The 26,187-nt window shown below is 73.4% G+C and carries 22 protein-coding genes; 10 read left to right on the top strand and 12 right to left on the bottom strand.

Annotation, left to right across the window (positions count from 1 at the left end):
* Positions 1 to 4: 4 nt before the first annotated feature.
* On the bottom strand, positions 5 to 295 hold the full coding sequence (locus ADJ73_RS00945) for a WXG100 family type VII secretion target (protein WP_050346698.1): 291 nt from the start codon (positions 293 to 295) through the stop codon (positions 5 to 7).
* Positions 296 to 426: 131 nt separating this feature from the next.
* On the opposite strand from ADJ73_RS00945, the gene ADJ73_RS16385 reads away from it, so the two are divergent.
* Positions 427 to 1,200 (top strand): DUF4031 domain-containing protein, encoded by a 774-nt coding sequence (locus ADJ73_RS16385; protein WP_082176647.1) that lies wholly within the window; start codon positions 427 to 429, stop codon positions 1,198 to 1,200.
* 72 nt (positions 1,201 to 1,272) lie between these two features.
* On the opposite strand, the gene ADJ73_RS00935 is transcribed toward ADJ73_RS16385, so the two are convergent.
* From ADJ73_RS00935 to ADJ73_RS00910, 6 genes are all read right to left on the bottom strand, one after another.
* The gene (locus tag ADJ73_RS00935; RefSeq protein WP_050346697.1) at positions 1,273 to 1,920 is read right to left on the bottom strand and encodes an HD domain-containing protein; all 648 of its coding nucleotides are present in this window, start codon (positions 1,918 to 1,920) and stop codon (positions 1,273 to 1,275) included.
* A 65-nt stretch (positions 1,921 to 1,985) separates the two neighbouring features.
* Entirely contained in the window at positions 1,986 to 4,103 is a 2,118-nt protein-coding gene (locus ADJ73_RS00930; protein ID WP_156188053.1) for a HelD family protein, read from the bottom strand.
* Between the two features lie 96 nt (positions 4,104 to 4,199).
* Complete coding sequence (locus tag ADJ73_RS00925) at positions 4,200 to 5,696, bottom strand: S1C family serine protease (protein ID WP_082176646.1); 1,497 nt, start codon at positions 5,694 to 5,696, stop codon at positions 4,200 to 4,202.
* A gap of 69 nt (positions 5,697 to 5,765) precedes the next feature.
* On the bottom strand, positions 5,766 to 7,268 hold the full coding sequence (locus tag ADJ73_RS00920) for a sensor histidine kinase (RefSeq protein WP_253272628.1): 1,503 nt from the start codon (positions 7,266 to 7,268) through the stop codon (positions 5,766 to 5,768).
* Entirely contained in the window at positions 7,265 to 7,969 is a 705-nt protein-coding gene (locus ADJ73_RS00915; RefSeq protein ID WP_050346696.1) for a response regulator transcription factor, read from the bottom strand. Before ADJ73_RS00915 ends, ADJ73_RS00920 begins: the two co-directional genes overlap by 4 nt.
* A 139-nt stretch (positions 7,970 to 8,108) precedes the next feature.
* Complete coding sequence (locus ADJ73_RS00910) at positions 8,109 to 9,752, bottom strand: DNA repair helicase XPB (RefSeq protein WP_050346695.1); 1,644 nt, start codon at positions 9,750 to 9,752, stop codon at positions 8,109 to 8,111.
* A 147-nt stretch (positions 9,753 to 9,899) separates the two neighbouring features.
* Between ADJ73_RS00910 and ADJ73_RS00905 the strand changes: the two genes are divergently transcribed.
* A complete protein-coding gene (locus tag ADJ73_RS00905) occupies positions 9,900 to 10,832 on the top strand; it encodes a hydroxymethylglutaryl-CoA lyase (protein WP_050346694.1) in 933 nt (310 codons plus the stop codon).
* A gap of 178 nt (positions 10,833 to 11,010) precedes the next feature.
* Here the strand turns inward: ADJ73_RS00905 and ADJ73_RS00900 are convergent, their stop codons facing one another.
* Entirely contained in the window at positions 11,011 to 13,278 is a 2,268-nt protein-coding gene (locus ADJ73_RS00900) for a helicase-associated domain-containing protein (protein ID WP_050346693.1), read from the bottom strand.
* Between the two features lie 158 nt (positions 13,279 to 13,436).
* Here ADJ73_RS00900 and ADJ73_RS00895 point away from each other — a divergent pair, with 158 nt between their 5' ends.
* The gene (locus ADJ73_RS00895; RefSeq protein WP_050346692.1) at positions 13,437 to 15,068 is read left to right on the top strand and encodes an AMP-binding protein; all 1,632 of its coding nucleotides are present in this window, start codon (positions 13,437 to 13,439) and stop codon (positions 15,066 to 15,068) included.
* Here the strand turns inward: ADJ73_RS00895 and ADJ73_RS00890 are convergent.
* Complete coding sequence (locus tag ADJ73_RS00890; protein WP_050346691.1) at positions 15,052 to 16,602, bottom strand: M1 family metallopeptidase; 1,551 nt, start codon at positions 16,600 to 16,602, stop codon at positions 15,052 to 15,054. The two genes, ADJ73_RS00895 and ADJ73_RS00890, sit on opposite strands and share 17 nt — an antisense overlap.
* A gap of 114 nt (positions 16,603 to 16,716) precedes the next feature.
* Between ADJ73_RS00890 and ADJ73_RS00885 the strand changes: the two genes are divergently transcribed.
* From ADJ73_RS00885 to ADJ73_RS00875, 3 genes are all read left to right on the top strand, one after another.
* Complete coding sequence (locus ADJ73_RS00885; RefSeq protein WP_050349170.1) at positions 16,717 to 17,643, top strand: aldose 1-epimerase family protein; 927 nt, start codon at positions 16,717 to 16,719, stop codon at positions 17,641 to 17,643.
* A gap of 105 nt (positions 17,644 to 17,748) precedes the next feature.
* Positions 17,749 to 18,147: a cold-shock protein gene (locus tag ADJ73_RS00880; protein WP_050346690.1), complete on the top strand. Its 399-nt coding sequence runs from the start codon at positions 17,749 to 17,751 to the stop codon at positions 18,145 to 18,147.
* A gap of 3 nt (positions 18,148 to 18,150) precedes the next feature.
* Positions 18,151 to 19,221, top strand: a complete 1,071-nt coding sequence (locus ADJ73_RS00875) for a DUF3027 domain-containing protein (RefSeq protein ID WP_082176645.1) — start codon at positions 18,151 to 18,153, stop codon at positions 19,219 to 19,221.
* Positions 19,222 to 19,290: 69 nt separating this feature from the next.
* On the opposite strand, the gene ADJ73_RS00870 is transcribed toward ADJ73_RS00875, so the two are convergent.
* Positions 19,291 to 19,533 (bottom strand): DUF2530 domain-containing protein, encoded by a 243-nt coding sequence (locus ADJ73_RS00870; protein WP_050346689.1) that lies wholly within the window; start codon positions 19,531 to 19,533, stop codon positions 19,291 to 19,293.
* Positions 19,530 to 20,759: an MFS transporter gene (locus ADJ73_RS00865; protein ID WP_050346688.1), complete on the bottom strand. Its 1,230-nt coding sequence runs from the start codon at positions 20,757 to 20,759 to the stop codon at positions 19,530 to 19,532. The genes ADJ73_RS00870 and ADJ73_RS00865 overlap by 4 nt, the downstream gene beginning before the upstream one ends.
* Positions 20,760 to 20,906: 147 nt before the next feature.
* Here ADJ73_RS00865 and ADJ73_RS00860 point away from each other — a divergent pair, with 147 nt between their 5' ends.
* The 4 genes from ADJ73_RS00860 (at position 20,907) to ADJ73_RS00845 (ending at position 24,972) form a co-directional block, all read left to right on the top strand.
* A complete protein-coding gene (locus ADJ73_RS00860) occupies positions 20,907 to 22,394 on the top strand; it encodes an NCS2 family permease (RefSeq protein WP_050346687.1) in 1,488 nt (495 codons plus the stop codon).
* 40 nt (positions 22,395 to 22,434) lie between these two features.
* Positions 22,435 to 23,088 carry a deoxyribose-phosphate aldolase gene (deoC, locus tag ADJ73_RS00855; protein ID WP_050346686.1) on the top strand — a complete coding sequence of 218 codons (654 nt, stop codon included), beginning with the start codon at positions 22,435 to 22,437 and terminating at the stop codon, positions 23,086 to 23,088.
* Positions 23,089 to 23,203: 115 nt separating this feature from the next.
* On the top strand, positions 23,204 to 23,683 hold the full coding sequence (locus ADJ73_RS00850) for a MarR family winged helix-turn-helix transcriptional regulator (RefSeq protein WP_082176644.1): 480 nt from the start codon (positions 23,204 to 23,206) through the stop codon (positions 23,681 to 23,683).
* The gene (locus tag ADJ73_RS00845; protein WP_050346685.1) at positions 23,680 to 24,972 is read left to right on the top strand and encodes an MFS transporter; all 1,293 of its coding nucleotides are present in this window, start codon (positions 23,680 to 23,682) and stop codon (positions 24,970 to 24,972) included. Before ADJ73_RS00850 ends, ADJ73_RS00845 begins: the two co-directional genes overlap by 4 nt.
* An 87-nt stretch (positions 24,973 to 25,059) precedes the next feature.
* Here ADJ73_RS00845 and serC read toward each other — a convergent pair whose 3' ends face one another.
* Positions 25,060 to 26,178: a phosphoserine transaminase gene (gene serC, locus ADJ73_RS00840; RefSeq protein WP_050346684.1), complete on the bottom strand. Its 1,119-nt coding sequence runs from the start codon at positions 26,176 to 26,178 to the stop codon at positions 25,060 to 25,062.
* Positions 26,179 to 26,187 lie beyond the last annotated feature (9 nt).

The following is a 26,187-nucleotide window of genomic DNA, read 5'->3' as shown; positions in this document are numbered from 1 at the left end:
GGCCTCAGCGGAACATCGCCGTGTTGGCCTGCTCGGTGTCGGCATACTGCACACCGGCCTGCTGGAGCAGCCGGTTGACGGACTCCAGCGACTCGCGGACCTGGGACTGCGTGCCGCGCCACTGGCTCATCACGCCCTGGAAGCCGGCCGACGCGCTGCCCTGCCAGGCGTCCTGCAGCGCCGTGAGGCGGCCCATCATGGCGGCGACCTGGGTCTCGATCTCGGCGGAGATGTGGCCGATGTCCGCGGAGGCGGCCGAGATGCGCTCGGTGTCGACGGAGAAGACTGCACTCATGACGTGTCCTTCGTGTGGTGGGTGGGTCGGCCGGAGCGGCGTGCGACCACTGTGCCCCGGCCGCGGGGGCCGCGTGCGAGGTCATCCACAGGGCCGCTCGGTTAACCTGCCTGTGTGGGGACAGTGACGCCGTGACACTCTTCATCGACAGTCCGCAGTGGCCGGCCCACGGTCGGCACTTCGCACACCTCATCTCCGACGAGTCCTACGACGAGCTGCACGCGTTCGCGGCCGCGGTGGGGCTGCACCCGCGCGCCTACGACGGGGACCACTACGACGTGCCCCAGGAGCGGCATGCCGAGGTCGTGGCCGCGGGCGCCACGCTGGTCGAGGGTCGTGAGCTGCTCGCCATGCTGCACGCGAGCGGCCTGAGATTCCGCAAGCGCAAGGGGGAGCGCCCGATGGGGCGCTTCGCCGACGTCGTGCCGACCGTCGCCGGCCCCCACCACCTCGACGTCGTCGTCTCCGACCAGGAGCCGCCAGAGGCCACGACCTCCGCCGCGGCGGCCTTCGTCTTCGACCGCCTGGACCGGCTGCTGATGGTGCACAGCCGTGCCCGCGGCGGGTGGGAGGCTCCGGCCGGCGCCCGCGAGCCCGGGGAGACCACGCGGGCCGGAGCGGTCCGGGAGGTGCGCGAGGAGACCGGCCTGGTGCTCGAGGAGTCCCTGCTGCGCCCGATCGGCTACGAGCGCATCACCCAGACCCGCCCGTCCCCGCGCTGGCCGCACCTGCCGCACTGCCACATCGCGATCTACGCGGCGGACCTGGAGGTGGACGGCCCCTCGCTCACGCCCTACCGCACCGAGGTCCACGACGCGGTGTGGGTGCCGCTCGACCAGGTCCGCGATCGCTGCTCGGCGCAGTTCTGGTGGCCGATCCTCGACTGGTTCCTGCAGCAGCGCTGACGTGGCGGTGGGCGGCACCCCCGCCGCGCCCCCGGGGGGAGCGGGGGTGGACCGGCATACGGCCGCTCGCTCTCAGGTCAGCCGGGCGAGCTCCCGGGCGACGTTGACGCGAGCCTGCGCCTCCCAGGCGCCCCGGGCTGTGGCGGTGGAGTACAGCGTCTCGTGGGACAGCAGCGCGGTCAGCACCTGCGAGCGACCGCGGGCGTAGTCGTCGTCGGCCACGGTGGAGTACTCCTCGCGCACCTGCCGGCAGTAGTCGTCGAACCTCGCCTCGGGTGCCCCGAGGATCCACAGGTCGGCGTCGAGCAGGGTCGCCACGGCAGGGTCGTCGCTGGGGGTGTGGTCGGTCGTGGCGCTCACCAGGGACGCGACGCGCTCGACCACGGCCAGGTCCGCCCCCAGCCGGTCAAGGACGTCGATGGCGAGCGCCGCGCTGGCCTCCTCGTCGGCGCCGGGCGCCGCCGAGCCGTCGTGCACCGCGTCGTGGAACCACGCGGCCACGCGGCACACGAGGAGCCCGCGGTCGTCGATCTCCCCGGCCGCGGAGAGCCGCCCGAGCGCGGCCAGCACCTCCGCGAGGTGCCGCAGCGAGTGGTAGGACCGGTGCGGCTGCTGCCAGCGCTGCACGAGGTCGGTCGCCGCCGCCTCGAGCGCGGCGTCGTCGGCGGCCGGGCAGAGCGCGCGCAGGTCGGCGGCGCAGGCCGCGACGATGTCGTCCATGGCGTCACGATCTCACGGACGTGGCTCAGGCAGCGTCTCACGCCAAGCGGCTCAGTCTGAGCCGCTCAGGCCAGTGCCTCCGGCAGCGGACGAGCGTGCACGACCGTGAGCCGCGACACGGCGCGGGTGAGCACGACGTAGAGGCGGCGCAGCCCGGTGCGCTCGTCCGGCTCCGCCTCGGCGATGGCGGCCGGCTCCACGACCACCACGGCGTCGAACTCCAGACCCTTGGCCACGGTGGCGGGCACCACGTCGACCTGGTGGTCGACGTCACCGCGCTCGGCGCCGAGGATGCCGTGGTCGATCCCGGTGCGGCGCAGCAGGTCTGATGCCGTCGTCACCGTGGCGTCCGGCACGATCACGCCCACCGAGCCGGGCTCGCGGACCAGCTCGGCGACGACCCGGCCGACCTCGGGCCACAGCGTGTCGGGGTCGGTCGCGACGTGGTCCAGCCGGCCGGGATTGTCACGGACGGACACCGGCGCCGCGAGCCCCGGCGCCATCCGGGGCAGCAGCCGCGCAGCATGCTCGATGACGGCGGCCGGCACCCGAAATCCCTTGACCAGCTCGGTGACTCGCCCCTCCGGCTGGCCGAGGTGGTGCAGCGACTCGCGCCACGAGGAGGTCGCCCACGGGGTGGTGCCCTGCGCGATGTCGCCGAGCACGGTCGCGGCGCCCGTCGAGCACCGTCGCCCGACGGCGCGCAGCTGCATCGGGGACAGGTCCTGGGCCTCGTCGAGCACGACGTGCGCGAGGCTCGGGGTGCGGGTCAGCAGGTCGCCGAGCTCGTCGAGCAGCACGGCGTCCGCCGGCGTCCAGCGAGCCGCGCCCGGAGTGCGCGGAGCCTTGTCCCACAACAGGATCGCCTGCTCCTGCGGAGCCAGTATGCCGTCCGCGGCCGCCTCCAGCGCCGCCGGGTCCGACCACAGCCGGTGCAGCACGGCGCGGGGCTCGAGGCGGGGCCACAGGGCGTCGGCATACCGCTTGACGGGGGCCGAGCGGGCCACGGCGTCCTGCACCCGGTCGTCGGGGGACTCCCCGGCGGCCTCCATCAGCACCAGCACGGCGTGCGCCAGGCGCTGCGGCAGCATCTGCCGGGCGGCGTCGTAGCGCACGTCCCGCGCCAGCAGCTCGCTGACGATCTCGCGCACCTCGTAGGCCGGCACCCGCCAGCGTCGCGCGCCGCGCGGCACGACCAGCGCCTCCTGCGGCTGCCGCACCGCCGACCGCACCGCGCGTCGCAGCACCTCGGCGAGCCTCGCGTCGCCCTTGAGGACCGCGGCCGGGACCGGGTCGGCGCCGCGGACCTGCACCTGCTCGGTCACCAGCCCCGAGACCGTCGTATGCCGCACGTCGACCTCACCGAGCGTCGGCAGGACGGCTCCGATGTGCTCGAGGAAGGCGGCGTTGGGACCGACCACGAGGACGCCCTGCCGGGCGAGGCGCTCGCGGTAGGCGTAGAGCAGCCACGCCGCCCGGTGCAGCCCGACGGCGGTCTTGCCGGTGCCGGGGGCGCCCTGGATGCACAGCGTGGTGGAGTCGTCGATGCGGACCAGCTCGTCCTGCTCGGGCTGGATCGTGGCGACGATGTCGCGCATCGGGCCGACGCGGGGCCGCTCGATCTCCCGGGTGAGGATCTGCGAGTCCGCCTCGGGCTCAGCGGGATCGGTGAGGTGCTCGTCCTCCATCGCGGTGATCCGGCCGTGCTCGAAGCCGAACCGCCGCCGCATCGACACCCCCATCGGGTCGCTGCGGGAGGCCCGGTAGAACGCCGTAGACACGGGTGCGCGCCAGTCGACGACCATCGGGTCGCCGGCGTCGTCGGTGACATGCCGCCGACCGATGTAGAAGCGTTCGGCGAGGGCTCGGGCTCCGTCCGGGTCGACCCGGTCGATGCGCCCGAAGAACAGCGCCGTCGTGGGGTCGTCCTCGAGGGAGCGGGCTCGCTGCCACAACGTGACCGCCAGGCGTTCGGCGGCGATCGGGTCGCCGCCATGGGCCTCCAGGGACAGGGTGCGCTCACGCATCGCTCCCAGCGAGGCCCGGGCCCGGCTCAGGTAGTCCTGCTCCTCGGCCAGCCCCACGAGCCCGCCTGCCACGCCTGCGGCGCCCTCCACACCTCCACCGACCGGTGCGGTGTCGAGGCCGCGGGGCGCGCTGGACGCGGCGCTGTCGTCGGGCATGGCGGCAGTCCTTCCGGGAGGAGGGGAAACCGCCAGACCCTACCAGCAGGCGGAGGACCTGCTGGTAGGGCCGGGGAGAGCGGGAGGCGAGCCGGGTTATTGGTTGGAGCGCTGCGCGAAGGTCACCTGCACGTCGTGGCGCTCGCCACCGCGCAGGTAGGTCATCGTCGCCTTGTCGCCCACCTTGCGCTCGCGGACCTGCGCGACCAGCGACGTCGAGCCGGTGACGGGCTCGCCGTCGATCGCGATGATCGCGTCGCCCGCGCGCAGCCCGGCCGCGTCGGCGGGGGAGCCGGACACGACGCTCCCGATGACCGCGGCGACCCGCTGGCCGTCGCCGTCCTTGACCATGCCCGGCTTGGACGTGACGCCCATGAAGGCGTGCTCGGCCTTGCCGTTCTTGATCAGCTGGTCGGCGATCGAGGTGACCTCGTTGACCGGGATCGCGAAGCCGATGCCGATGGACCCGCTCTGGCCGCTCGACCCCGAGCCCATCGAGGCGATGGAGGAGTTGATGCCGACGAGCTGGCCGTCGGCGTTGACCAGGGCGCCGCCGGAGTTGCCGGGGTTGATTGGGGCAGAGGTCTGGATGGCGTTGGTGATCACCTCGTTGCCGCTGGACTGCGACCCGAAGAGCCCGCCGGAGGGGTCCTGCTGCTGCGACGGCTGCGTGCTGACCGGGCGGTTGAGCGCTGAGACGATGCCCGTGGTGACGGTGCCGGACAGGCCGAGCGGGTTGCCCACGGCCATGACCGGGGCGCCGACCTTGAGGTCGTCGGAGTTGCCGACGGCGATCGGCTTGAGGTCCTTGACGTCGCCCTGCAGCTTGATGACGGCCAGGTCGGTGGACGGGTCGAGCCCGACGATCTTGGCCTGGTAGGCGCGCTGGTCGTCCAGCGTCACCACGATCTGCCCGCCCTGGGCCGCGTCGCCGACGACGTGGTTGTTGGTGACGATGCGCCCCTCGGTGTCGAGGATGACCCCGGAGCCCTCGCCGCTGCCGCTGCCCGCCTGCACCGAGATCGACACGACGCTGGGCGACACCGCGCTCGCGGTCGCCTTCCAGTCCGGGGCCGTGGCGTTGCCCTGGTTGAGCGGCGCCTGCGTGTTGCGCGCGGTGCTCACGCTGGGCTGGCTGCGGTTGACCACGCCGGTGGACGTGCCGTCGGAGGAGTTGTGCAGCAGCGCGGCGGTGCCGCCGCTCGCCAGCAGCGCCGCGGCGAGGGCCGCGGTGGGTACCTGCCACCACCCGGCGCGCCGGGCCTTCGGCTGGGTCGCTGTCCCGTATGCCGGGCCGCCCTGCGGCCCCTGCGGGCTCGCGCCACCACCGCTGCTCCCCTCACCGCTGCCACCGCTGCCGCCGCCGTAGCCGGAGCCGCCGCCGACGGCGGTGGGGTAGGCGGCGGGCGCGGCATACGGCGAACCGGACGACGAACCCGACGCAGCAGCGGGAGCGCTCGCGTTGGTGGCGGGGATCTCGCGGGTGGGTTCGTCGCGGCGGATCTCCTGGGTGTGCTCCACCGGCGCCTGCTCGCCGCGCGGCGCGTCGGGGCGCGGCTGGAGGGGCGTGCCGGGCTGGTGCTGGTCGGTCATCGTGAGCTCCTCGTGGGGGGACGTGTCACGCAGGTTGGTGGGTGAACCTAGGGGAACGCTGGAGCATTCCTAGGGGGCGCCTGTGGATGGGGTGGTGTCGGCCGGCAGCCGCACCGTGAAGGTCGCGCCCCCGCCCGGGGTCGGGTCGATCGTCACCGACCCGCGGTGGGAGCCGGTGATCGCCGAGACGATCGCGAGGCCCAGGCCGGTGCCGCCGGGGCGCTCGGTGCGGCCGCGGGCGAGGTCGTCGCGGAAGAAGCGTTCGAAGACGCGGTCCGCGAGCTCGGGCGGGATCCCGTCGCCGTGGTCGCGGACCTGCAGCACGACGGTGTCCGGGCCCTCGGGGCCGACGAGCAGCTCGATGGGGGTCCCGGCGGGGGTGTGGTTGACGGCGTTGCCGACGAGGTTGGTGACGAGCTGGCGCAGCTTGGACTCGTCGCCGCGAACCAGGTTGGGCCGGATCGGCCCGTGCAGGCCGAGCACGGAGATCTCGCGGTCCGGGGCGAGGGCCTGGGCGTCCTGCGCGGAGTCCGCCAGCAGCACCGTGAGGTCCACGGAGGTGAACGCCAGCGGCCGCTGCTCGTCCAGGCGGGCGAGGGCGAGCAGGTCCTCCACGAGCGCCCCCATCCGGGTCGCCTCGTCCTCGATGCGCTGGAAGACCTGGCTGACGTGCTCGCGCTGGGTCACCGCCCCCTGCCGGTAGAGCTCGGCGTAGCCGCGGACCGCCGCCAGCGGGGTGCGCAGCTCGTGGGAGGCGTCCGCGACGAACTGCCGCATCTTGGCCTCGCTCGCCTCGACCCGCTGGAAGGATGTCTCGATGTGGCTCAGCATGACGTTGAGGGAGCGCCCGAGGCTGGCGATCTCGTCGTCGGAGGCGCGGATCGGCACGCGCCGCGTCAGGTCGCCCCCGGCGATCGCGGCCGCGGTGTCCTCGATCTGCCGCAGCGGCCGGAAGGCCCGCCGGATCGCGAACCACCCCGCCACGAAGAGCGCCGTCATCGCGACGATCCCGACGACCAGGGAGAACAGCACCACCTGGCTGACGGTGCGCTCGACGCCACGCAGCGACACGGCCACGGCATACGTGCCCTGCCCGCCGTCGAGGGTGTCGGCGACGACGTGCCAGCGCTGCAGGCCGTCCTTGGAGCGCACCTCGAAGATCCGGTGGTTGCGCACCTCGTCGGAGAAGGGCGTGAGGTCCGGGATGTCCGGGTGCTCGGACTCGGCCTGCGGCTGGAAGACCAGGGACCGCGTCGGGCCCGTCGGGAAGAACACCTTGACCGCGTAGTTGGTCGGGAAGTTGTCGTAGTCCTGGCCGTTGGCGATGGCGTCGAGCGCGCTGTCGCGCAGCGGCCCGGCGCTCGTGACGAGCTCCTGGTCGATCCGTGCCACCAGCTGCCGCTCCAGCAGCCACGACGTCGCGGTCGTGGTGAGCGTCAACGCCCCCGCCATGAGCACGACCGTGATCAGCACCAGTCGGTGCGTGAGCGGGACGCGCTGGAGCCCGCGGTGCACGCGAGCAGCCGTGGGGGACTCGCGCACCCGCTGCAGCCGGCTGGCGGCCTGGCTCACGAGATCTCGGGAGGCAGCCGCAGGACGTAGCCGACGCCGCGCTTGGTGTGGATCAGCGGCGGCTCGATGGTGTCGACCTTGCGCCGCAGGTAGGAGATGTAGGACTCCACGATCCCCGCCTCACCCCGGAAGTCGTAGTCCCACACGTGGTCCAGGATCTGCGCCTTGGACAGCACCCGGTTGGGGTTGAGCATCAGATAGCGCAGCAGCTTGAACTCCGTGGGGGAGCAGTCGATGACCTTGCCGTTGCGGCGCACCTCGTGGGAGTCCTCGTTGAGCTCGAGGTCGTGGAAGACGATCGTCGAGTCCTCCGGCTCGTCCTGACGGGTGCGGCGCAGGACGGCGCGGATGCGGGCCACGACCTCCTCCAGGCTGAACGGCTTGGTGATGTAGTCGTCACCACCGATCGTCAGCCCCTTGACGCGGTCGTCCACGGCGTCGCGCGCCGTGAGGAAGACGATGGGGACGTGGCGGCCGGCCCCGCGCAGCTTGGTCGTGACCGTGAAGCCGCTCATGTCCGGCAGCATCACGTCCAGGACGACCAGGTCGGGGTCGTGCTCCTCGGCGAGGATCAGCGCGCCGCCCCCGTCGGCCGCGGTGTAGACCTCGAAGCCGGCGAAGCGCAGGCTGGTGGCCAGGAGCTCTCGGATGTTGGGCTGGTCCTCGACGACGAGGAGGCGTGCCTCGGGTGTGGTGCTCATGCTGGGCAGTATGCCGATCCCCGCTGGAGGTTTCCTGGGAGGTCGCTGTGCTGCGTGGTCTGCCGGCGCGGTCTGCCGGGGTGGTGTGCCGGGGTGGTCTGCCGGTGTGGTCTGCCGGTGTCGCCCGGCACCATGGCCGTCAGGCGTCGGCCAGGTCGTCCGCGTCGACGATCGTGTAGGCGTAGCCCTGCTCGGCCAGGAAGCGCTGGCGGTGCGCCGCGAGCTCCGCGTCGACGGTGTCCCGCGACACCACCGTGTAGAAGTGGGCGGTCCGGCCGTCGCCCTTGGGCCGCAGCACCCGGCCGAGGCGCTGCGCCTCCTCCTGCCGGGACCCGAAGGTCCCCGACACCTGGATGGCCACGCTCGCCTCGGGCAGGTCGATGGAGAAGTTGGCGACCTTGGAGACCACGAGCAGCGAGATCTCCCCGGACCGGAAGGCCCCGAAGAGCCGCTCCCGCTCGCGCACCGAGGTCGCGCCGGTGATGATCGCGGCGTCGAGGCGCCCGGCGAGACCCTCCAGCTGGTCGAGGTACTGCCCGATCACGAGCGTCGGCTCCCCGGCGTGCCGCGCCACGAGCCTCTCCACGACCGCGTCCTTCTGCTCGGCGCACGACGCCAGCCGGTAGCGCTCGTCGGGCTCGGCGACGGCGTAGGCCATCCGGTGGGCGTCGGGCAGGGTCACCCGCACCTCGACGCAGTCCGCGGGCGCGATCCAGCCCTGCGCCTCGATGTCCTTCCACGGCGCGTCGTAGCGCTTGGGGCCGATCAGCGAGAAGACGTCCGACTCGCGCCCGTCCTCGCGCACCAGCGTCGCGGTGAGGCCGAGCCGACGCCGGGCCTGCAGGTCGGCCGTCATACGGAAGATCGGGGCGGGCAGCAGGTGCACCTCGTCGTAGAGGATGAGCCCCCAGTCCCGCGCGTCGAGCAGCTCGAGGTGCGGGAAGACGCCCTTCCGCCGGGTGGTGAGGACCTGGTAGGTGGCGATGGTGACCGGGCGGATCTCCTTGCGGGCGCCGGAGTACTCCCCGATCTCGTCCTCGGTCAACGAGGTCCGCCGGACCAGCTCGTCGCGCCACTGCCGGGCGGACACGGTGTTGGTGACCAGGATCAGCGTGGTCGCGCCGGCACGCGCCATGGCCCCGGCACCCACCAGCGTCTTGCCGGCGCCGCACGGCAGCACCACGACCCCGGACCCGCCGTCCCAGAAGCCGTCGACCGCCTGCCGCTGGTAGGGCCGCAGCGACCAGCCGTCCTCGCGCAGGGCGATCGGGTGGGCCTCCCCGTCGACGTAGCCCGCGAGATCCTCCGCCGGCCAGCCGACCTTGAGCAGCTCCTGCTTGAGGTGGCCCCGCTCGGAGGGGTGCACCACGACCGTGTCCTCGTCCAGCTGCTCACCCAGCAGCGGGCGGATCCGCTTGTGCCGCAAGACCTCTGCCAGGACGGCCCGGTCGGTGGTCTGCATCACGAGCCCGTGGGTCGGGTGCTTGGTGAGCGTCAGGCGGCCGTAGCGGTCCATCGTGTCGGCGACGTCGACGAGCAGGGCGTGGGGGACGGCATACCGGCTGTGGGTGACCAGGGCGTCGACCACCTGCTCGGCGTCGTGGCCGGCCGCGCGGGCGTTCCACAGCCCGAGCGGGGTGACGCGGTAGGTGTGGATGTGCTCCGGCGCGCGCTCCAGCTCCGCGAACGCCGCGATCGCCCGCCGCGCCGCCTCGGCGCCCGGGTGGTCCACCTCGAGCAGCAGCGTCTTGTCGCTCTGGACGATCAGGGGCCCGTCGGGCACGCGTGTCTCCTCGTCTCTCCTGGTCGTGGGCTGCCGGCCGTATGCCGCCCGGCCGGTGGTCTCGACGCGTCAACCCTGCCACGGCCGCGTTGCTTCCCGCGGGGCGTGCGGCAGGATGGGACGCGACCGACGACGTTCAGGAGAGACATGCGCACGCCCCAGCTCGAGCCGATGACCGGTGCGCCGCAGCGCGTGACCATCTACGAGGTGGGGGCGCGCGACGGGCTGCAGAACGAGAAGTCGATCGTCCCCGTCGAGGTCAAGGCGGAGTTCGTGCGGCGGCTGCTCGGGGCGGGCCTGGAGACGGTCGAGATCACGAGCTTCGTGTCGCCGAGGTGGGTGCCGCAGCTCGCGGACGCCGCCGACCTCGTGACCGCCCTCGGGGACGCCGCGCTCGGGACGCAGCGGCCGGTGCTGGTGCCCAACGATCGTGGCCTGGACCGCGCGCTGGAGCTCGGGGTGTCGTCGGTGGCGATCTTCGGCTCGGCCACCGAGACCTTCGCCGCCAAGAACCTCAACTCCAGCGTGCTCGACCAGTTCACGATGTTCGAGCCGGTCGCCAAGCGCGCCCAGGACCAGGGGATGTGGCTGCGCGCCTACGTGTCGATGTGCTTCGGCGACCCCTGGGAGGGCGACGTCCCGATCGACCAGGTCGTCGACGTGTGCGCGCGGATGATGGACCTCGGCGCCGACCAGCTCTCCCTCGGCGACACCATCGGGGTGGCGACACCCGGTCACGTGGAGCGGCTGCTGGCGGCGTTGGACGCGCGGGGGATCGACGTGGGGTCGATCGCGGTCCACTTCCACGACACCTACGGCCAGGCGCTCGCCAACTCCCTGGAGGCGATCCGGCTCGGGGTGCGCACCATCGACGCATCGGCGGGTGGGCTGGGCGGCTGCCCCTACGCCAAGTCGGCGACCGGCAACCTCGCCACCGAGGACCTCGTGTGGGCGCTGCACGGGATGGGCGTCGAGACCGGCGTGGACCTGGAGGCGTTGGTGGCGACGTCGGTGTGGATGGCCGAGCAGCTCGGCCGGCCGTCGCCGTCCCGGGTGGTCAAGGCCCTGTCCGGCGGCTGACCTCGGCTGCGTCCCTCCTGCCGCCGGCCCTGCCGACTGCCCTCGGTCCTCCCCTCGGTCCTCCCCTTGGTCTCTCCGTTGAAAGGCGACAAACCGGGGGAATCCCGGCGATATGACCCCGGTTTGTCGCCTCTCAACGAGGGGGGCAGGCGTGCGGGGGGAGGGCGGGCGTGCGGGGTCAGGCCTCGGACACGTCGGTGATCCGGTGGAGCGTGAGGATCCGCTCGACGTTGCTCGTGCCCGCGGTGCCGTAGACGCGTCCGGCCTCCACCCGCCGCGGGTGGAAGAGCAGGGGGGTGGTGTCGCCATTGGACCCGGCATAGCGGAGCCGCACGGCCCGGCGGTCAGCGACCGCTTCGCGCAGGACACCCAGCACCACCGCGGGGTCCGTGCCCTCGGCGTCCGGGTCGTCCGCCGCCCGGGCGTCGACGCCCGCCTGCCCGGCGCGGAGGGCGGCGACCAGGGCATCGGCATACGGCTGGTCGACGAGGCTGGTGCGGGTCGAGGACGCGGGGCGCCGACGGGGAGGGGTCCGGTGGGCCGAGCCTGCCGGGATCGCGACGACGCCGTCGGCGGTCTCCGCGGCGGGGGCCAGCCCGTGCTCGCGCAGCGTCGTGAGCAGGACCTCCCCTCCGACGGGGCTGACGAGGACGGTCGGGGCGATGCGTCGCAGGCGGAGCGGGCCGAGGGCCGGGGAGGCCAGGATCGCCTCCAAGGTCACCGGGTCCTCGCTGCGCACGTATGACGCTGCCGCCGCCACCCGGAGCCGCCCGTGGCGCCGGGTGACGTCGCGGACGAGATAGGTGAGGGGCTGCGGCACGGGCGTGGAGCTGGCCGCGGCGAGGGCGTCGAGGAGCTGGTCGGCGGTCCAGCCGGCGTCGAGGGCTCGGCGGACCGAGCCGTCGGTGAAGCGGTGGACGGTGGCGCCGCCCCGGGACTCGACGTCCGCGGCGAGGCGCAGCAGGTGGGCCAGTGCTCCCTCGACCCGGCCGGGGGCGACGGCGGTGAGGTCGGCCTGCAGCAGGACCTGCTCGACCGGGGCGGGCAGGTGGGGGTGCATCGTCTCGGCCACCGCGTCGACGTCGGGCGGGGTGCCGGTGACCAGACGGCGACCGGCGGCCCCCAGGGCGCCACGGCCGGTCACGCCGAGCCACTCGGCCTCGCGCACGACCGCGGCCACGACGACCTCCAGGTCGGGGACCCGTCGCAGCGGTCGGCGCCAGCGGAGGCGCTCGACGAGCCCGTCGACGGTGGGCGCGGACCCTTCCGGGAGCTGCGCGAGCTCGGCGAGCACGTCCTGGCGCAGCCCCCGGATCGGGGGCCACTGGGCGTCCGCGGACAGGGCGTTGACCGAGCCCCCGCGCTCCAACGGGGAGCCCACGAGGTGCGGGGCGCGAGCGCTGCGCAGCCAGGCGTCGGCCAGGACGGCCCAGCGCGTCGACCCCGGCTGCTGCAGCCAGACGTCGTGGTCCGGCGTCGGGGCCCACACCGGGTCGACCGCGCCGTCGTCGGCGAGCAGCCCGGCAGCGTGGGCGACCTCGACGACGAGGGCCGTCCGCTCCACGGGCAGGTCGAGCAGGGTCGCGAGCCCACGCAGGTCACGCACGGCCAGGCCGCCGCCGCGCAGCACCCGCGGGGGGCGCTCGCCCCACGCAGCGGCCGTCTCGCCGACGAGGTCGAGCAGCTCGCCGGCCGCGCCACCGGCGGCGAGGTCGACCACGGCCGCGGAGCGCGGCGTGACGGTGACGGTGGGCGGCTGCAGCGCGACCTCCTGCAGCAGCCGCCCGCCTCGCAGGTGCAGGGCGACCTCGCGGGGCAGCACGAGCGCGTCGTCACCGTGGGGATGCAGCAGGTGGTGCTCGGTCAGCCAGGCCAGCGCCTGCGCGGCCACCCCGGTCGCCTCGCGCGCCACGACGCCGCCCGACCAGGTGAGGCGCTCCAGCACGGCACGCGCCGCCCCCGGGGCGTCGGCCAGCACCGCGTCGAGACCCTCGGGCGTGGCGAGCGCGGCCGGCACGCCGGAGCGCAGCGTCGACAGGGAGGGGCCGAGGCCGCCGGGCCGGGGGCCGAGCAGGTCCGCGACCGTGCGGGTGACGGTGATGCGGTCGGCGGATCGCCATACGAGAGCGCGGGTCTCGAGCCGGGTCAGGATCTCGAGCAGGTCCCCGGGGTCCGACCCGAGCCATGAGGCCGCCAGGCCGACGTCGGCGGGGGAGCCGGTGGCCAGGAGGGCTTCGAGGACCTGCAGGTGGGCGGTGTCCAGGCCCTCGAGCGCGCGCTGGGTGGAGGCGCGGGTGCCGGAGCGGGCGGCGAGCGCGGTGATGTCGGTCGGTGCCGGTCGAGCCAGGTCGGGGCGGGCGACGAGCAGGGCGGCGAGCTCGTCGTCCGCGCGGGCGCGCAGGTCGTCGGCGAGGCTGCGGGCGCGGGGCGCGTCGGGGCGGGGCATCACCGTCCAACGTTACGACCTGCCGGGGGTGCTCCCTCTGATGGCGTCCGAAGCCGGGCGGACGTGACCACCCGAGGCAGGACCGCTGGCGGCGCGGGGTGGACCGTTCGCCGCGCCATCCCTTGCCCGGCCGCGCGCCGCCCACGAGACTGCGAGCCATGACGGCAACGACGCTCTCGTACACCTCCGGCACCTCCGACATCCCGCTGCTCGGCGACACCATCGGCGCCAACCTCGAGCGCACGGTCGCCCGCTTCGGGGAGCGGCTCGCCCTCGTCGACGTGCCCAGCGGGCGCCGCTGGACGTATGCCGAGCTCGACGTCGCCGTCGACGAGGTCGCCAAGGGGCTCATCGCGGCCGGCCTCGCCGCCGGCGACCGCCTCGGGATCTGGTCGCCCAACGGCCCCGAGTGGACCATCGTGCAGTACGCCACCGCCAAGGCCGGGGTCGTCCTGGTCAACATCAACCCGGCCTACCGCGCGCACGAGCTGGAGTACGTCGTCAAGCAGTCCGGGATGCGCATGGTCGTCAGCGCCGTGTCCTACAAGACGTCGATGTACCAGCAGATGCTCGAGTCGATCCGGCACGACTGCCCGGACCTGGAGCAGGTCGTCTACCTCGGCGAGCAGTCGTGGGAGGACCTCAAGGCCGCCGGCGCCGGCGTCAGCGACGAGGACCTCGACGCGCGCATGAGCGAGCTGTCCGCCGACGACCCGATCAACATCCAGTACACCTCGGGCACCACGGGCTTCCCCAAGGGCGCGACGCTGTCCCACCACAACATCCTCAACAACGGCTTCTTCGTCGGCGAGATGATCCGCTACACCGAGCAGGACGTGGTGTGCATCCCGGTGCCCTTCTACCACTGCTTCGGCATGGTCATGGGCAACCTCGCGTGCACCTCGCACGGGGCGGCCATGGTCATCCCCGCCCCCACCTTCGACCCCGCCGCGACCCTCGAGGCGGTGTCCCAGGAGCACTGCACCAGCCTGTATGGCGTGCCCACGATGTTCATCGCCGAGCTCGGCCTGGCGGACTTCGACTCCTACGACCTGTCCAGCCTGCGCACCGGCATCATGGCCGGCTCGCCCTGCCCCGTCGAGGTCATGAAGAAGGTCATCGACCGGATGAACATGGCCGAGGTGGCCATCAACTACGGCATGACCGAGACGTCACCGGTGTCCACGTCGACGCGCACCGAGGACGACCTGCGCCGCCGCACCGAGACCGTCGGGCGGGTCATGCCGCACCTCGAGGTCAAGATCGTCGACCCGGCCACCGGGCGCACCGTGCCCCGCGGCGAGACGGGGGAGCTGTGCACGCGCGGATACTCGGTGATGCTGGGCTACTGGGGTCAGCCGGACAAGACCGCCGAGGCCATCGACGCCGGCCGGTGGATGCACACCGGCGACCTGGCGACCATGGACGAGGACGGCTACTGCGCGATCGTGGGCCGGATCAAGGACATGGTGATCCGGGGCGGCGAGAACGTCTATCCCCGCGAGATCGAGGAGTTCCTCTACACCCACCCCGACATCGCGGACGTGCAGGTCATCGGGGTGCCGGACCAGAAGTTCGGGGAGGAGCTCATGGCGTGGATCATCATGCGCGAGGGGGCGTCGGCGCTGACCGTGGACGGGGTCCGGGAGTTCTGCACCGGGCAGCTGGCGCACTACAAGATCCCGCGATACGTCCACATCACCGACAGCTTCCCGATGACGGTGACCGGCAAGATCCGCAAGGTCGAGATGCGCGACCTGGCGGTCACGCTCATCAGCCGGCCGGGCTGACCCGGTCGAGCCAGCGGGCCGTGATGTCGCGGACGTCGCGGCCGGTCCGGCGCTGCACGAAGTCCTCGAAGTCGGCCCGGGTGACCGTGGCGTAGCGGTGCTGCTGCGGCCACTCGCGGGCGATCCCCGCGAAGGCGGCGTCGCCGACGGTGCGCCGGATCTCGTCGAGCATCAGGGCGGGGCAGGCGTAGATGTTGCTGGACGCGAAGTGGTCCGGGCGCGGGTTGCCCGCCTGGCCGGCCTGCGCCACCGCCTGCCGGCACCCCTCGACCAGCTGGGCGTCCTGGGACAGGTCGGCGGGCGCGCGGCCCTCGTAGCGCCGCTGCCAGTAGGTCGCCCAGCCCTCGTTGAGCCAGGTGTGGCGCCAGTCGCGGGTCGTCACGAGGTCGCCGAACCACTGGTGCGCCAGCTCGTGTGCCGTCACCGCGTCGCGCTGCCACAGCACCGGCCCGCGCCCCATCGTGATCAGCGTCTGCGTCTCCATGGCGCTCTGACCTGCGGTGACGACCATCCCGGTGGTGGAGAAGGGGTAGGGGCCGACCCGCTCCTCGAGCCAGTCGTAGGCGCGCCGCAACGACTGCTGCAGGGCGGCCACGGAGGACTCGTCCTCGGGCAGCGTCCACACCGACGCGACGACCCCGCGGGGGTAGGTCTGCACGTGCTGGCGGTAGGGCCCGATCGCCACGGTGGTCAGGTAGGAGGAGGCCGGGGCGTCCAGGTGCCAGCGGGTGGTGGTGCGCCCGCCGTCGTCCGACCGCCCCACGAGCCGCCCGTTGAAGACCCCCACTTGCCCGGGAGGGGCGGTGATGACCGCGTCGTAGAACGCCTTGTCCGACGGGTGGTCGTTGACGGGGTACCACGTGAAGGCGCCATACGGCTCCTGGAAGGTGCTGACGTGGTGGGCGTCGTCGTAGCCCCAGCCGAGGCCGCCCAGGTCGTCGCCGCGGTGCGTGGGCGGTGGGACCGTCGTCGGGGTCCCGGCGTAGCTCACGACCACGGTGTGCCGGGAGCCCGCGCGCAGGCCTGGGCGGCGCAGCACCAGCCCGTCACCGTCGCGCGTCACCGGGGTCGCCGCGCCGTCGAGCGTCACCGCCGTCACCGTCAGCGGCCGGGCGAGGTCGAGCCGCAGCGTGTCGGTGTCGTGCGCCACCCGCAGCGTGAGCGTGGTGCGGCCCTGCAGCCGGGTGCCGTCCCAGTCGAGCCGGAGCTGGTAGCGCAGCGCGTCCACCTCGGGGTTGCTCAGGTGGGGGTAGGACGGGTCCTCGACCGGCTGGTCCTGGGCGAGGGTGAGGTCCGGCTCGCGCACGGGCCGCGGGTCCAGCGTCGTCCAGTCCGCCGGCACCGGGCCTGTCGGCGCGCTCGGCCGGCTGGTCGCCGTCGCCGTCCCGCTCGTGGCCGGCGCCTGCGCCTGCGCCTGACCACTCTCGGTCCGCGCCCCCAGCCCGCCCTGGAAGGCCGCCAGCGCCACCGTCACCGCCAGCGCCGCCGCTGCCACCAGCCCGGTGGTGCGTCGCCGTGTCCCGTCGTCCCGCATCTGCCCCCCTCGTCCGACCTGCCCCACCGTAACCACCGCCGCCGACACACCCCCCGATAGGGTCGGCGCACCGAGGGTCGGAGCGTGGAGCGTCGAAGGGTGGAGGGTCGCACGATGGAGCCGAGCGGTCAGCAGTGGACGATCACCCGGGGCGAGCACCGGGTCACGGTCACCGAGGTGGGCGCCACCCTGCGCACCTACACGTATGCCGACCGCCCCGTGGTCGCCGGGTTCGGGGCCGACGAGGTCTGTCCTCACGCCCGCGGCACCGTCCTCGTGCCGTGGGTCAACCGGGTCCGCGACGGCCGCTACACCTGGGACGGGCGCGAGCACCAGCTGGCGCTGACCGAGCCGGCCCGCCGCACCGCCCTCCACGGGCTGGTGCACTGGCTGCCCTGGACCGCCCGCCGGGTCGAGCCGGACCGGGTCACCCTCGCCGTGCGGCTCCACCCGCAGCAGGGGTGGGACTGGCCGCTGGACGTCACCCTCGACTACCGCCTGGACGACGACGGCCTCGTCGTGACCCCCACGGTGCGCAACCTCGGCGACACCGACGCGCCGCTCGCGGTGGGCGCCCACCCCTACCTGACCGTCGGCGAGGTTCGCGTGGACGACCTCGAGATCCGTTGCCCCGCAGCGACATACGTGCTGGTGGATCCGGACCGGCTGCTGCTGGCGGAGCCGACCGTCGCGGCGAGCAGCCGCCCGGTCGAGGGCACCCCGAAGGACCTGCGCGCCACGACCGTGGGCGACCGCGAGCTCGACGTCGCCCTGACCGACCTGGCGGCCGACCCGGACGGCCGCTGGCGCATCACGGTCAGCCACGGAGGGCGCAGCACGACCCTGTGGGCGCAGGCCGACGCCTACCCATGGACGCAGGTCTACACCGGTCACGACCTGCCCGAGGGCTACCGCCGCACCAGCGGGCTCGCCGTCGAACCCCTCACCGCGGCACCCGAGGCGCTCACGACCGGGGAGGGCCTGGTTCGGCTCGCCCCCGGCGCGACCTGGTCCGCCTCGTGGGGCATCACCCCGTCCTGACCCGTTAGCCTGGACGGACGTGCGCGCACCGCGCGCGCCTCGCCGACCCCGCCCGGGGCCCCGGCCCTGACAGCAGCACGACCGAGATCGACACGAGGTGGACCAGTGCCAACGGGCAAGGTCAAGTGGTATGACGCCGACAAGGGCTTCGGCTTCCTGGCCGACGACGACGGCAACGACGTCTTCGTCCACGCCAACGCCCTGCCGGCAGGGGTGACCACCCTCAAGGGCGGCACCCGCGTGGAGTTCGGGATCATGGACGGCCGCCGCGGCGCGCAGGCGCTCTCGGTCACCGTGCTGGAGCAGGCGCCCTCGGTGGCGCGCGCCCTGCACGAGCGCACCCGCAAGCCGGCCGACGAGATGGTCGTCATCGTCGAGGACACCATCAAGCTGCTCGACGGCGTCTCCACGCAGCTGCGCAAGGGTCGCTACCCCGACCAGTCCGGCTCCCGCAAGCTCGCCGCCGCGCTGCGGGCGATCGCCGACAACTTCGGCGGGAGCTGACCCATGGCCACCATCAAGCCCGACTCCACCCTCGCCGGCGCCGTGGAGGTCGCCCGCGCGGCGGCCGAGTCGATCGCGGAGCCGGGGATGGTCGGTGACCACCTCGGCGTCGTGATGGAGGCCGAGCGGGTGGCCACGCACCAGTTCGCCTGCCTGTCACCGGGATACCCGGACTGGCTGTGGTCCATCACGGTCACCCGCGTCGCCCGCTCCAAGCAGGTGACGGTCTCCGAGACCCACCTGCTGCCCGGCCCCACCAGCATCGTCGCGCCGCCCTGGCTGCCCTACGAGGACCGGATCGCCCCCGGCGACCTCGGCCCCGGAGACGTCAACCCCTACCTCGCCGACGACCCCAACCTCGAGCCCGGCTTCGAGGCGACGGGGGAGGAGGACGTCGACCAGGTGGCCCAGTGGGAGCTGGGTCTCGGGCGGACCCGCGTGCTGTCCCCCGAGGGCCGCGAGGAGGCCGCCCAGCGGTGGTACTCCGGCGACAACGGACCCGAGGCCGAGGTCGCCAAGCAGGCCCCGGCGCGCTGCGCCACCTGCGGCTACTTTCTGCCGATGGCGGGGGCGCTGCGCCGCTGCTTCGGCGTGTGCGCCAACGCCTGGTCGCCGTCCGACGGCCGGGTGGTGTCGCTGGACCACGGCTGCGGGGCTCACAGCGAGGTCGACCTGGAGCGCCCCGAGCCGCGTCGGCTCGACCCGCCGGTCGTCGACGACCTGGCCGTAGACCTCGAGGTGGCGCCGGCCGCAGCGGAGACCCCTGTCGCAGCCGAGACGCCGGTCGAGGCAGTGTCCCCCGAGCAGCAGCTCGAGGAGGCCGCCGAGCGGGCCGCGGTGGTCGACGACGCCGAGGCGGCCGCCCAGGCGCACCCCTCGGACTCCGACACCGCCGACGTCGACACCACCGAGCAGATCCGCCCGGCCCGCCGTGGTCGACGCGGCGCGCGACGCGCCGCCGGTGCCCCGGCCGGGCCGCCCGCCGTCCCGGCCACGTCCGAGGAGCTGCTGCCGGCCTCGTCGGAGGACGCGGCCCAGCAGGTCGCCGAGACGGAGGGCACGCCGGTCGGCTGACGGCATACGGGCTGGGCGGGGTCGGCCACGGCGCACGCGGGCGGACCAACCGGGTGACCTGACCCTCAGTCAGGCGCCCTTGTCGGCCCCCCGGCCGGAGCGCACGTAGGCGTAGCCGATCACGCCGATCCCGAGCCCGGCCACGCACACCCAGGGCCACCACTCGCGGCCGGCGCCGTGCAGCGCCGGGACGAGCAGGACCACCACGAGCGCGACGAGCCACAGCCCGAGGCCCAGCGCCACGACCCGGTCCGTGCGCACCCGCATCACGCGGATGCTGGCCGGGTCTATCCGGGGGCGGCGGTCGCTCACCCCTCCAGGGTAGAGGCGCGGGCGTGGTGCTCGTGCGACTCCGGCGCGCGGGCGAAGCGCATCGCGCCGACCAGCAGCAGCGCCGCCGACAGCGCGAGGCCGGGCCAGTAGCTCCCGCCCGGGGTGCGCGCGACGTAGAGCAGCGCGACGTAGACGACGGCCGCCTGCCCGCACAGCTGGACCAGGCCGTTGGACGTGCCCGCCGGGGTGGGCCAGGTGATCTCGACGGCATACTGCATGCCGATCGGCATGAGGCTGACGAGGAAGAAGCCGAGCAGGAAGGCCGACCCGAGCAGCCCGACGAGGCTGCTGGCGAGGGCGATCCCGAGCGTGGCGGGCGCAGCGAGAGCCAGCCCGGCGACGAGGAAGGGCACCCGCCGGTCGACCCGGTCGGACCAGGCGGCCAGGGACACCGACCCGAGGACGCCGCCGAGCAGCATGGCGGCGCCGACGTTGCCGGCGTCGGTCGCCGAGAAGCCGCGCGGCGCCACGATGTCCGCGACCCACTGGGTCACGCCGTTGAAGATCCCCATCCCGATGAAGATCGCCGTCAGGTAGCGGCGGAACGGCCCGACCGACAGCGCGTGTCGCATCCCGTGCGTCTGGAGCGCGTGCTCGGCGAGGTCGACGTCGCCGCGCGCCGGGCGGTCGGTCACGAGCAGCGGGTAGGCGATGCCGACCACGAGCGCCGCCATCCCGATCCACAGCTGCATGGGCCCGATGACGGCGGGCCCATGGGCGGCGACGAGCGCCGGGGGCAGGACCATGCCGACGCCGGTGCCGACGAGGTTGGCGAGGGTGACGAGCCCGACGGCGGTGGCGCGCTCACGGCGCGGGAACCACCGCGCGGCGACGGTGGTCCAGGAGTTGAGCAGCAGCGGCTGGGTGCACGCGATGCCGACCGTGGCGAGGAGCGCCCAGCCGTATGACGGCCCCACCGCCCCCCGGGCCACCCCGCAGAGGCCGGCGACGACCCCGCCGAGGCCCACGGCCACGCGGTGCCCGCGGCGGTCGATCAGCAGCGACGCGGGGATCGACAACGGCAGGAACGCCGCCATGAAGACCATCGCGAGCGCGCCGATGGCGAATCCCGAGACGCCGTAGTAGGACTCGGCGGACCTGCTGATGGGCGCGTAGGAGATCCACAGGGTCTGCACGACCAGGTTGACCGCCATGTAGACGGCGATCACGGACCAGCGGCGGGGCGACGCGACCTCGGGCTCCACGGTGGCTCCTTCTCGGAGGTGACTGGCGAGTAACTGTGTCCCGGCGGCGGCCGGCGCGCAAGACCCTGCGCATCACGGGCAGCATCGGGCGGCGGCCCGTGAGCGGTGGCGCGGGAGGGGGTCGGCGCGCCGGTATCCTTTTTTCCCATGACGCAGGCCCCCGCACGCCCCGCCGCCCCCCGCACCGGTCTCGACCGCTTCTTCCGCATCACCGAGCGTGGCTCGACCGTCGGTCAGGAGGTGCGCGGCGGCATCGTCACGTTCTTCACGATGGCCTACATCGTCGTGCTCAACCCGCTCATCATCGGGACCGTCCCGGACTCGACCGGCGGTTTCCTGGGCGGGGGTGACGCCAACCAGGCGCGGGTGCTCGTCGCGGCCGGCACCGCCCTGGTGGCGGGTCTCATGACCATCCTCATGGGCGTCGTCGCCAACTTCCCGCTCGCCCTGGCGACGGGCCTGGGTCTCAACGCCTTCCTCGCCTACGGCGTCTCGCAGATGCCGCGGATGACCTGGGCCGACGCGATGGGGCTGATCGTGCTCGAGGGCATCATCATCCTGGCGCTGGTGCTGACCGGTTTCCGTCGCGCGGTCTTCCATGCCATCCCCGCCCAGCTCAAGACGGCCATCTCGGTCGGCATTGGGCTCTTCATCACGCTGATCGGGCTCATCGACGCCGGCTTCGTGCGCAAGCCGAGCGGCCCGACGCCGGTCGAGCTGGGCATCGGCGGCTTCCTCAACGGCTGGCCGCTGCTGACCTTCGTCGTCGGGCTCTTCCTGATCATCGCGCTCATGGTCAACCACGTGAAGGGCGCGATCCTCTACGGCATCGCCGGCGCCACCGTGCTCGCGATCGTCCTGGAGGCGGTGCTGCACATCGGCTCCCAGACCGGGCCCGGTGGCAAGGTCGTCAACCCCACCGGCTGGGGCCTCAACGTCCCGACCTTGCCCTCGAACCCCTTCGCCGTCCCCGACTTCGGGCTGCTCGGCCACTTCAACCTGCTGGGCTCGTTCAGCAAGATCGGGTTCGTGTCGGCGGCTCTGCTCGTCTTCACCCTGCTGCTCGCGGACTTCTTCGACACGATGGGCACCATGGTCGCCATCGGCGGCGAGGCCGGCCTGCTCGACGAGGAGGGCAACCCGCCCGGGTCGCAGCGCATCCTGGTCGTCGACTCGGTCGCCGCCATCGCGGGCGGCATGGGGTCGGTGAGCTCCAACACGTCCTACATCGAGTCGGCCGCCGGCGTGGGCGAGGGCGCCCGCACCGGGCTGGCCTCGGTGGTCACCGGCGTCATGTTCCTGCTCGCGACCTTCCTGTCGCCGCTCGTCGCCGTGGTGCCCTACGAGGCCGCGACGCCCGCGCTGATCGTGGTCGGCTTCCTGATGATGCAGCAGGTCACCGGGATCGACTGGGACGACATGGAGATCGCCATCCCGGCCTTCCTGACGATCGTGCTGATGCCCTTCTCCTACTCGATCTCGGTGGGCATCGGCGCCGGGTTCGTCGCCTACGTCGTGGTCAAGGTCGCTCGTCGCAAGGCCCGCGAGGTCCACCCGCTGCTGTGGATCGTCTCGGCCCTGTTCGTCCTCTACTTCTGCATCACGCCGGTCAAGAGCGCCCTCGGCGTGCAGTGACCGGCGTGGGGTGCCTCGGCGGCCCACTAGGCTGAGCCGTATGACGCAGCTGACTCGCTCCCAGGTCGCGCAGATGGTGGACCACACCCTGCTCAAGCCCGAGGCCACGCCCGAGGACGTGCGGTCCCTGGTCGCCGAGGGCGAGCGGCTGGGGGTGTTCTCGGTGTGCGTCTCGCCGTCCATGCTGCCCCTGGAGACGTCGCTGCCGGTGGCGGTCGTGTGCGGCTTCCCGAGCGGCAAGCACACCTCCGCGGTCAAGGCCGCCGAGGCCGCCGAGTCGGTGCGGCTCGGCGCCGCCGAGATCGACATGGTCATCGACGTGGGCGCTGCGGTGGCCGGTGACTTCGACGCGGTCGAGCGCGACATCGCCGCCGTCCGCGAGGCGACCCGCGGGGCGCTGCTCAAGGTGATCATCGAGTCCGCCGCCCTGTCCGACGAGCAGGTCGTCGCGGCCTGCCGGGCCGCTGAGGAGGCGGGTGCCGACTTCGTGAAGACCTCGACCGGCTTCCACCCCAGCGGCGGGGCGTCCGCGCACGCGGTGCGGCTGATGCGCGAGACCGTCGGCGACCGGCTCGGCGTCAAGGCCTCCGGCGGCATCCGCACCGCCGAGGCGGCGCGGGAGATGATCGAGGCCGGAGCGTCGCGCCTCGGCCTGTCGGGCACCGCAGCCGTCCTCGACGGCTTCCCCGGCTAGCGGCACGGGCCCTCGGGCCCGGCCACTCCCACCCTCACCACGGCACCGGCCAGGGGCGGGAATGCCCGTCGCCATCATGTCGTTAGCCAAAGTAATGAACTATGCTAAAGACACGATGACAGCACCCCGCACCGCAGCCGCACAGACCCCTGACACGCCCGACTCCCACGCCAGCGCCGACGCCGGTGACATCGCGCACCTGGCCGTCGACCTCCGCCTCGCCTGCCAGCGCGTCAGCCGCCGGGTCCGCTTCGAGGGCACGCACGAGGTGGCGCCCCACCAGGCGAGCGTGCTCTTCCGGCTCGACGAGCCGCGCACGCCCGGTGAGCTCGCCGAGATCGAGCGCGTCAGCGCCCCCAGCATGACCCGCACCGTCGGGTGCCTGGTCGAGGCAGGCCTGGTCCGGCGCGACCCGCACCCCACCGACGGCCGGCAGGTGCTCGTGTCGCTCACCTCGGAGGGGTCGGAGCTGATCCGGTCGATCCGCGCCCGCCGCGACTCCTGGATGGTCGAGCGGCTGGAGAGCCTCACCCCGCAGCAGCGGCAGATCCTCGAGCAGGCGGCCCCGCTGCTGCTGGAGGTCGCCGGTCGATGAGCGCCACCTTCGCCTCGCTGCGTGTCCCCAACTACCGCACCTACTTCCTCGGTGGGCTGGTCTCCAACGTCGGGACCTGGATGGGCCGGGTCGCCCAGGACTGGCTGGTCCTCACCGAGCTGACCGACCACTCGGCCTCCGCGCTCGGGGTGGTGACGGGCCTGCAGTTCGCGCCCGTCGTGCTGCTCGCCCCGGTTGCCGGCGCCGTCGCCGACCGCTACCCCAAGCGCAGCATCCTGCTGGCCACCCAGGCCGCGCTCGGCATCACCGCCGCGATCACCTGGGTGCTGGTCGTCACCGGCTCGGCCCAGCTGTGGATGGTCTACCTGCTGGCGCTCGCCCAGGGGTGCGCCGCCGCGCTGGACAACCCGACCCGTCAGGCCTTCGCCTCCGAGCTCGTCGGCCCTGACCTGATCAGCAACGCCGTCGGCCTCAACTCCGCGTCCTTCAACGCCGCCCGCCTCGTCGGTCCGGCCGTCGCCGGGCTGGCCATCGCCGCCTGGGGGACCGGGCCGGCGTTCGCCCTCAACGCCCTGTCCTTCGTGGCCGTGATCCTCAGCCTCCTGCGGCTGCGGGTGGGCGCGCTGCACCCCGCGCCGCTGCGGCGGGGCGGTGGCGCCATACGCGAGGGGGTCGCCTATGTCCGGCGCCGCCCGGACATCCAGCTGCTGATGTTCATCGTGTTCATGCTCGGCACCTTCGGCATGAACTTCCAGCTCACCATGGCCCTCATGGCCACGACGGTCTTCCACCGGGGCGCGGAGCAGTATGGCGCCCTCGGCTCGATCATGGCGGTCGGCTCCCTGTCCGCGGCGCTGCTGTCGGCCCGGCGGGCCCGGCCCCGGCTGCGGGTCCTGCTGGGCGCGCTCGGTGGTTTCACGCTGGCGAGCGCCGCGGCCGCGATGGCCCCCGACTACTGGCTCTTCGCGGTGTGCCTGGTGCCGTGCGGGCTCACCGCCCTCACCGTGATGACGACGGCCAACGCCTCGGTGCAGCTCTCCGTCGAGCCCGAGATGCGGGGGCGCGTGATGGCGCTCTACATGGCGATCTTCATGGGCGGCACCCCGCTCGGGGCTCCGCTGATCGGCTGGGTCGGCGACACCTTCGGGGCCCGTTGGACCATCGGCGTCGGCAGCATCGCCACGGCGATCGCGTGCGCCGCCGCCGTCGGCTACATCATGGTGGAGGACGGCGTACGTCTCCGATTCCGCTCGCGTGGGCACCTGATCGACGTGATCAACCCGTCCGTGGAGCCCGAGCCCGACCTGACCGAGGTGGTGACCCGATGACCCCCCGATTCCGCCGCGTCGCCACGATCGTGGTGCTGGTCGTGTGCCTCGCGCTCGCGGCCTACGGCACGCTGGTCCGCTGACCCGCTAGCCCGCCAGCCGCTCCACCACGAAGTCGATGGCGCGCGTGAGGATCTCGACGTCGTCGGGCTCGACCGAGGGGAACATCGCGATGCGCAGCTGGTTGCGCCCCAGCTTGCGGTAGGGCTCGGTGTCGACGATCCCGTTGGCGCGCAGCACGCGGCTGACCGCGGCGGCGTCGAGGGTCTCGTCGAGGTCGACGGTGCCGACGACCATCGACCGCGCCGCCGGGTCGGCCACGAAGGGCGTCGCCCAGGGCCGGGACTCGGCCCAGCGGTAGAGCCGTGACGAGCTGTCGCTGGTGCGGCCGGTGGCCCACGGCAGGCCGCCCTGCGCCAGCAGCCACCCCACCTGCTCCTCCATCATCGCCAGCGTCGCGAGGGCAGGGGTGTTGTAGGTCTGGTCCTTGCGGGAGTTGTCGAGCGCCGTCGTGAAGGACAGCGAGTCGGGGATCCACCGGCCGGAGGCCGCGACCTGCTGCGCGCGCTCGACGGCGGCGGGGGAGCACAGCGCGAGCCACAGCCCGCCGTCCGAGCCGAAGGACTTCTGCGGCGCGAGGTAGTAGACGTCGGCCTCGCGGACGTCGACGGGCAGGCCGCCCGCCCCCGAGGTCGCGTCGACGAGCACCAGCGCGTCGTCGCCGCCGACGCGCTGCACCGGCAGCATCACGCCGGTGGAGGTCTCGTTGTGGGGGTAGGCGTAGGCGTCGACGTCGGACGGCTCCGGGCCGATGCGGGTGCCGGGGGCCGACTCGCGCACGACCGGCTCCGCCAGGAACGGCGCGCGCCCGGTCACCTGCGCGAACTTGCTGGAGAACTCCCCGATCACGACGTGCTGGGCGCGCTCGCGCACGAGCCCGCACGCCGCCACGTCCCAGAAGGTCGTCGAGCCGCCGTTGCCGAGCACGACCTCGTAGCCGTCGGGGAGCGCGAACAGCTCGCCCAGCCCGCGTCGCAGCGACCCGACCACGTCGCGGACCGGCGCCTGCCGGTGGGAGGTCCCGAGCCAGGTCGTCGCGCCCGTCACGAGCCGCTGCACCTGCGCCTCGCGCACCTTGCTCGGCCCGGACCCGAACCTGCCGTCGGAGGGGAGCAGGTCGGGGGGCAGCACGATCTCGGCAGTCACCTCGTCATC

The organism is Arsenicicoccus sp. oral taxon 190, assembly GCF_001189535.1.
Taxonomy (GTDB): domain Bacteria; phylum Actinomycetota; class Actinomycetes; order Actinomycetales; family Dermatophilaceae; genus Arsenicicoccus.
Note: the sequence above shows the minus strand (reverse complement) of the source record. Positions and strands in the feature narration are given on the sequence as shown.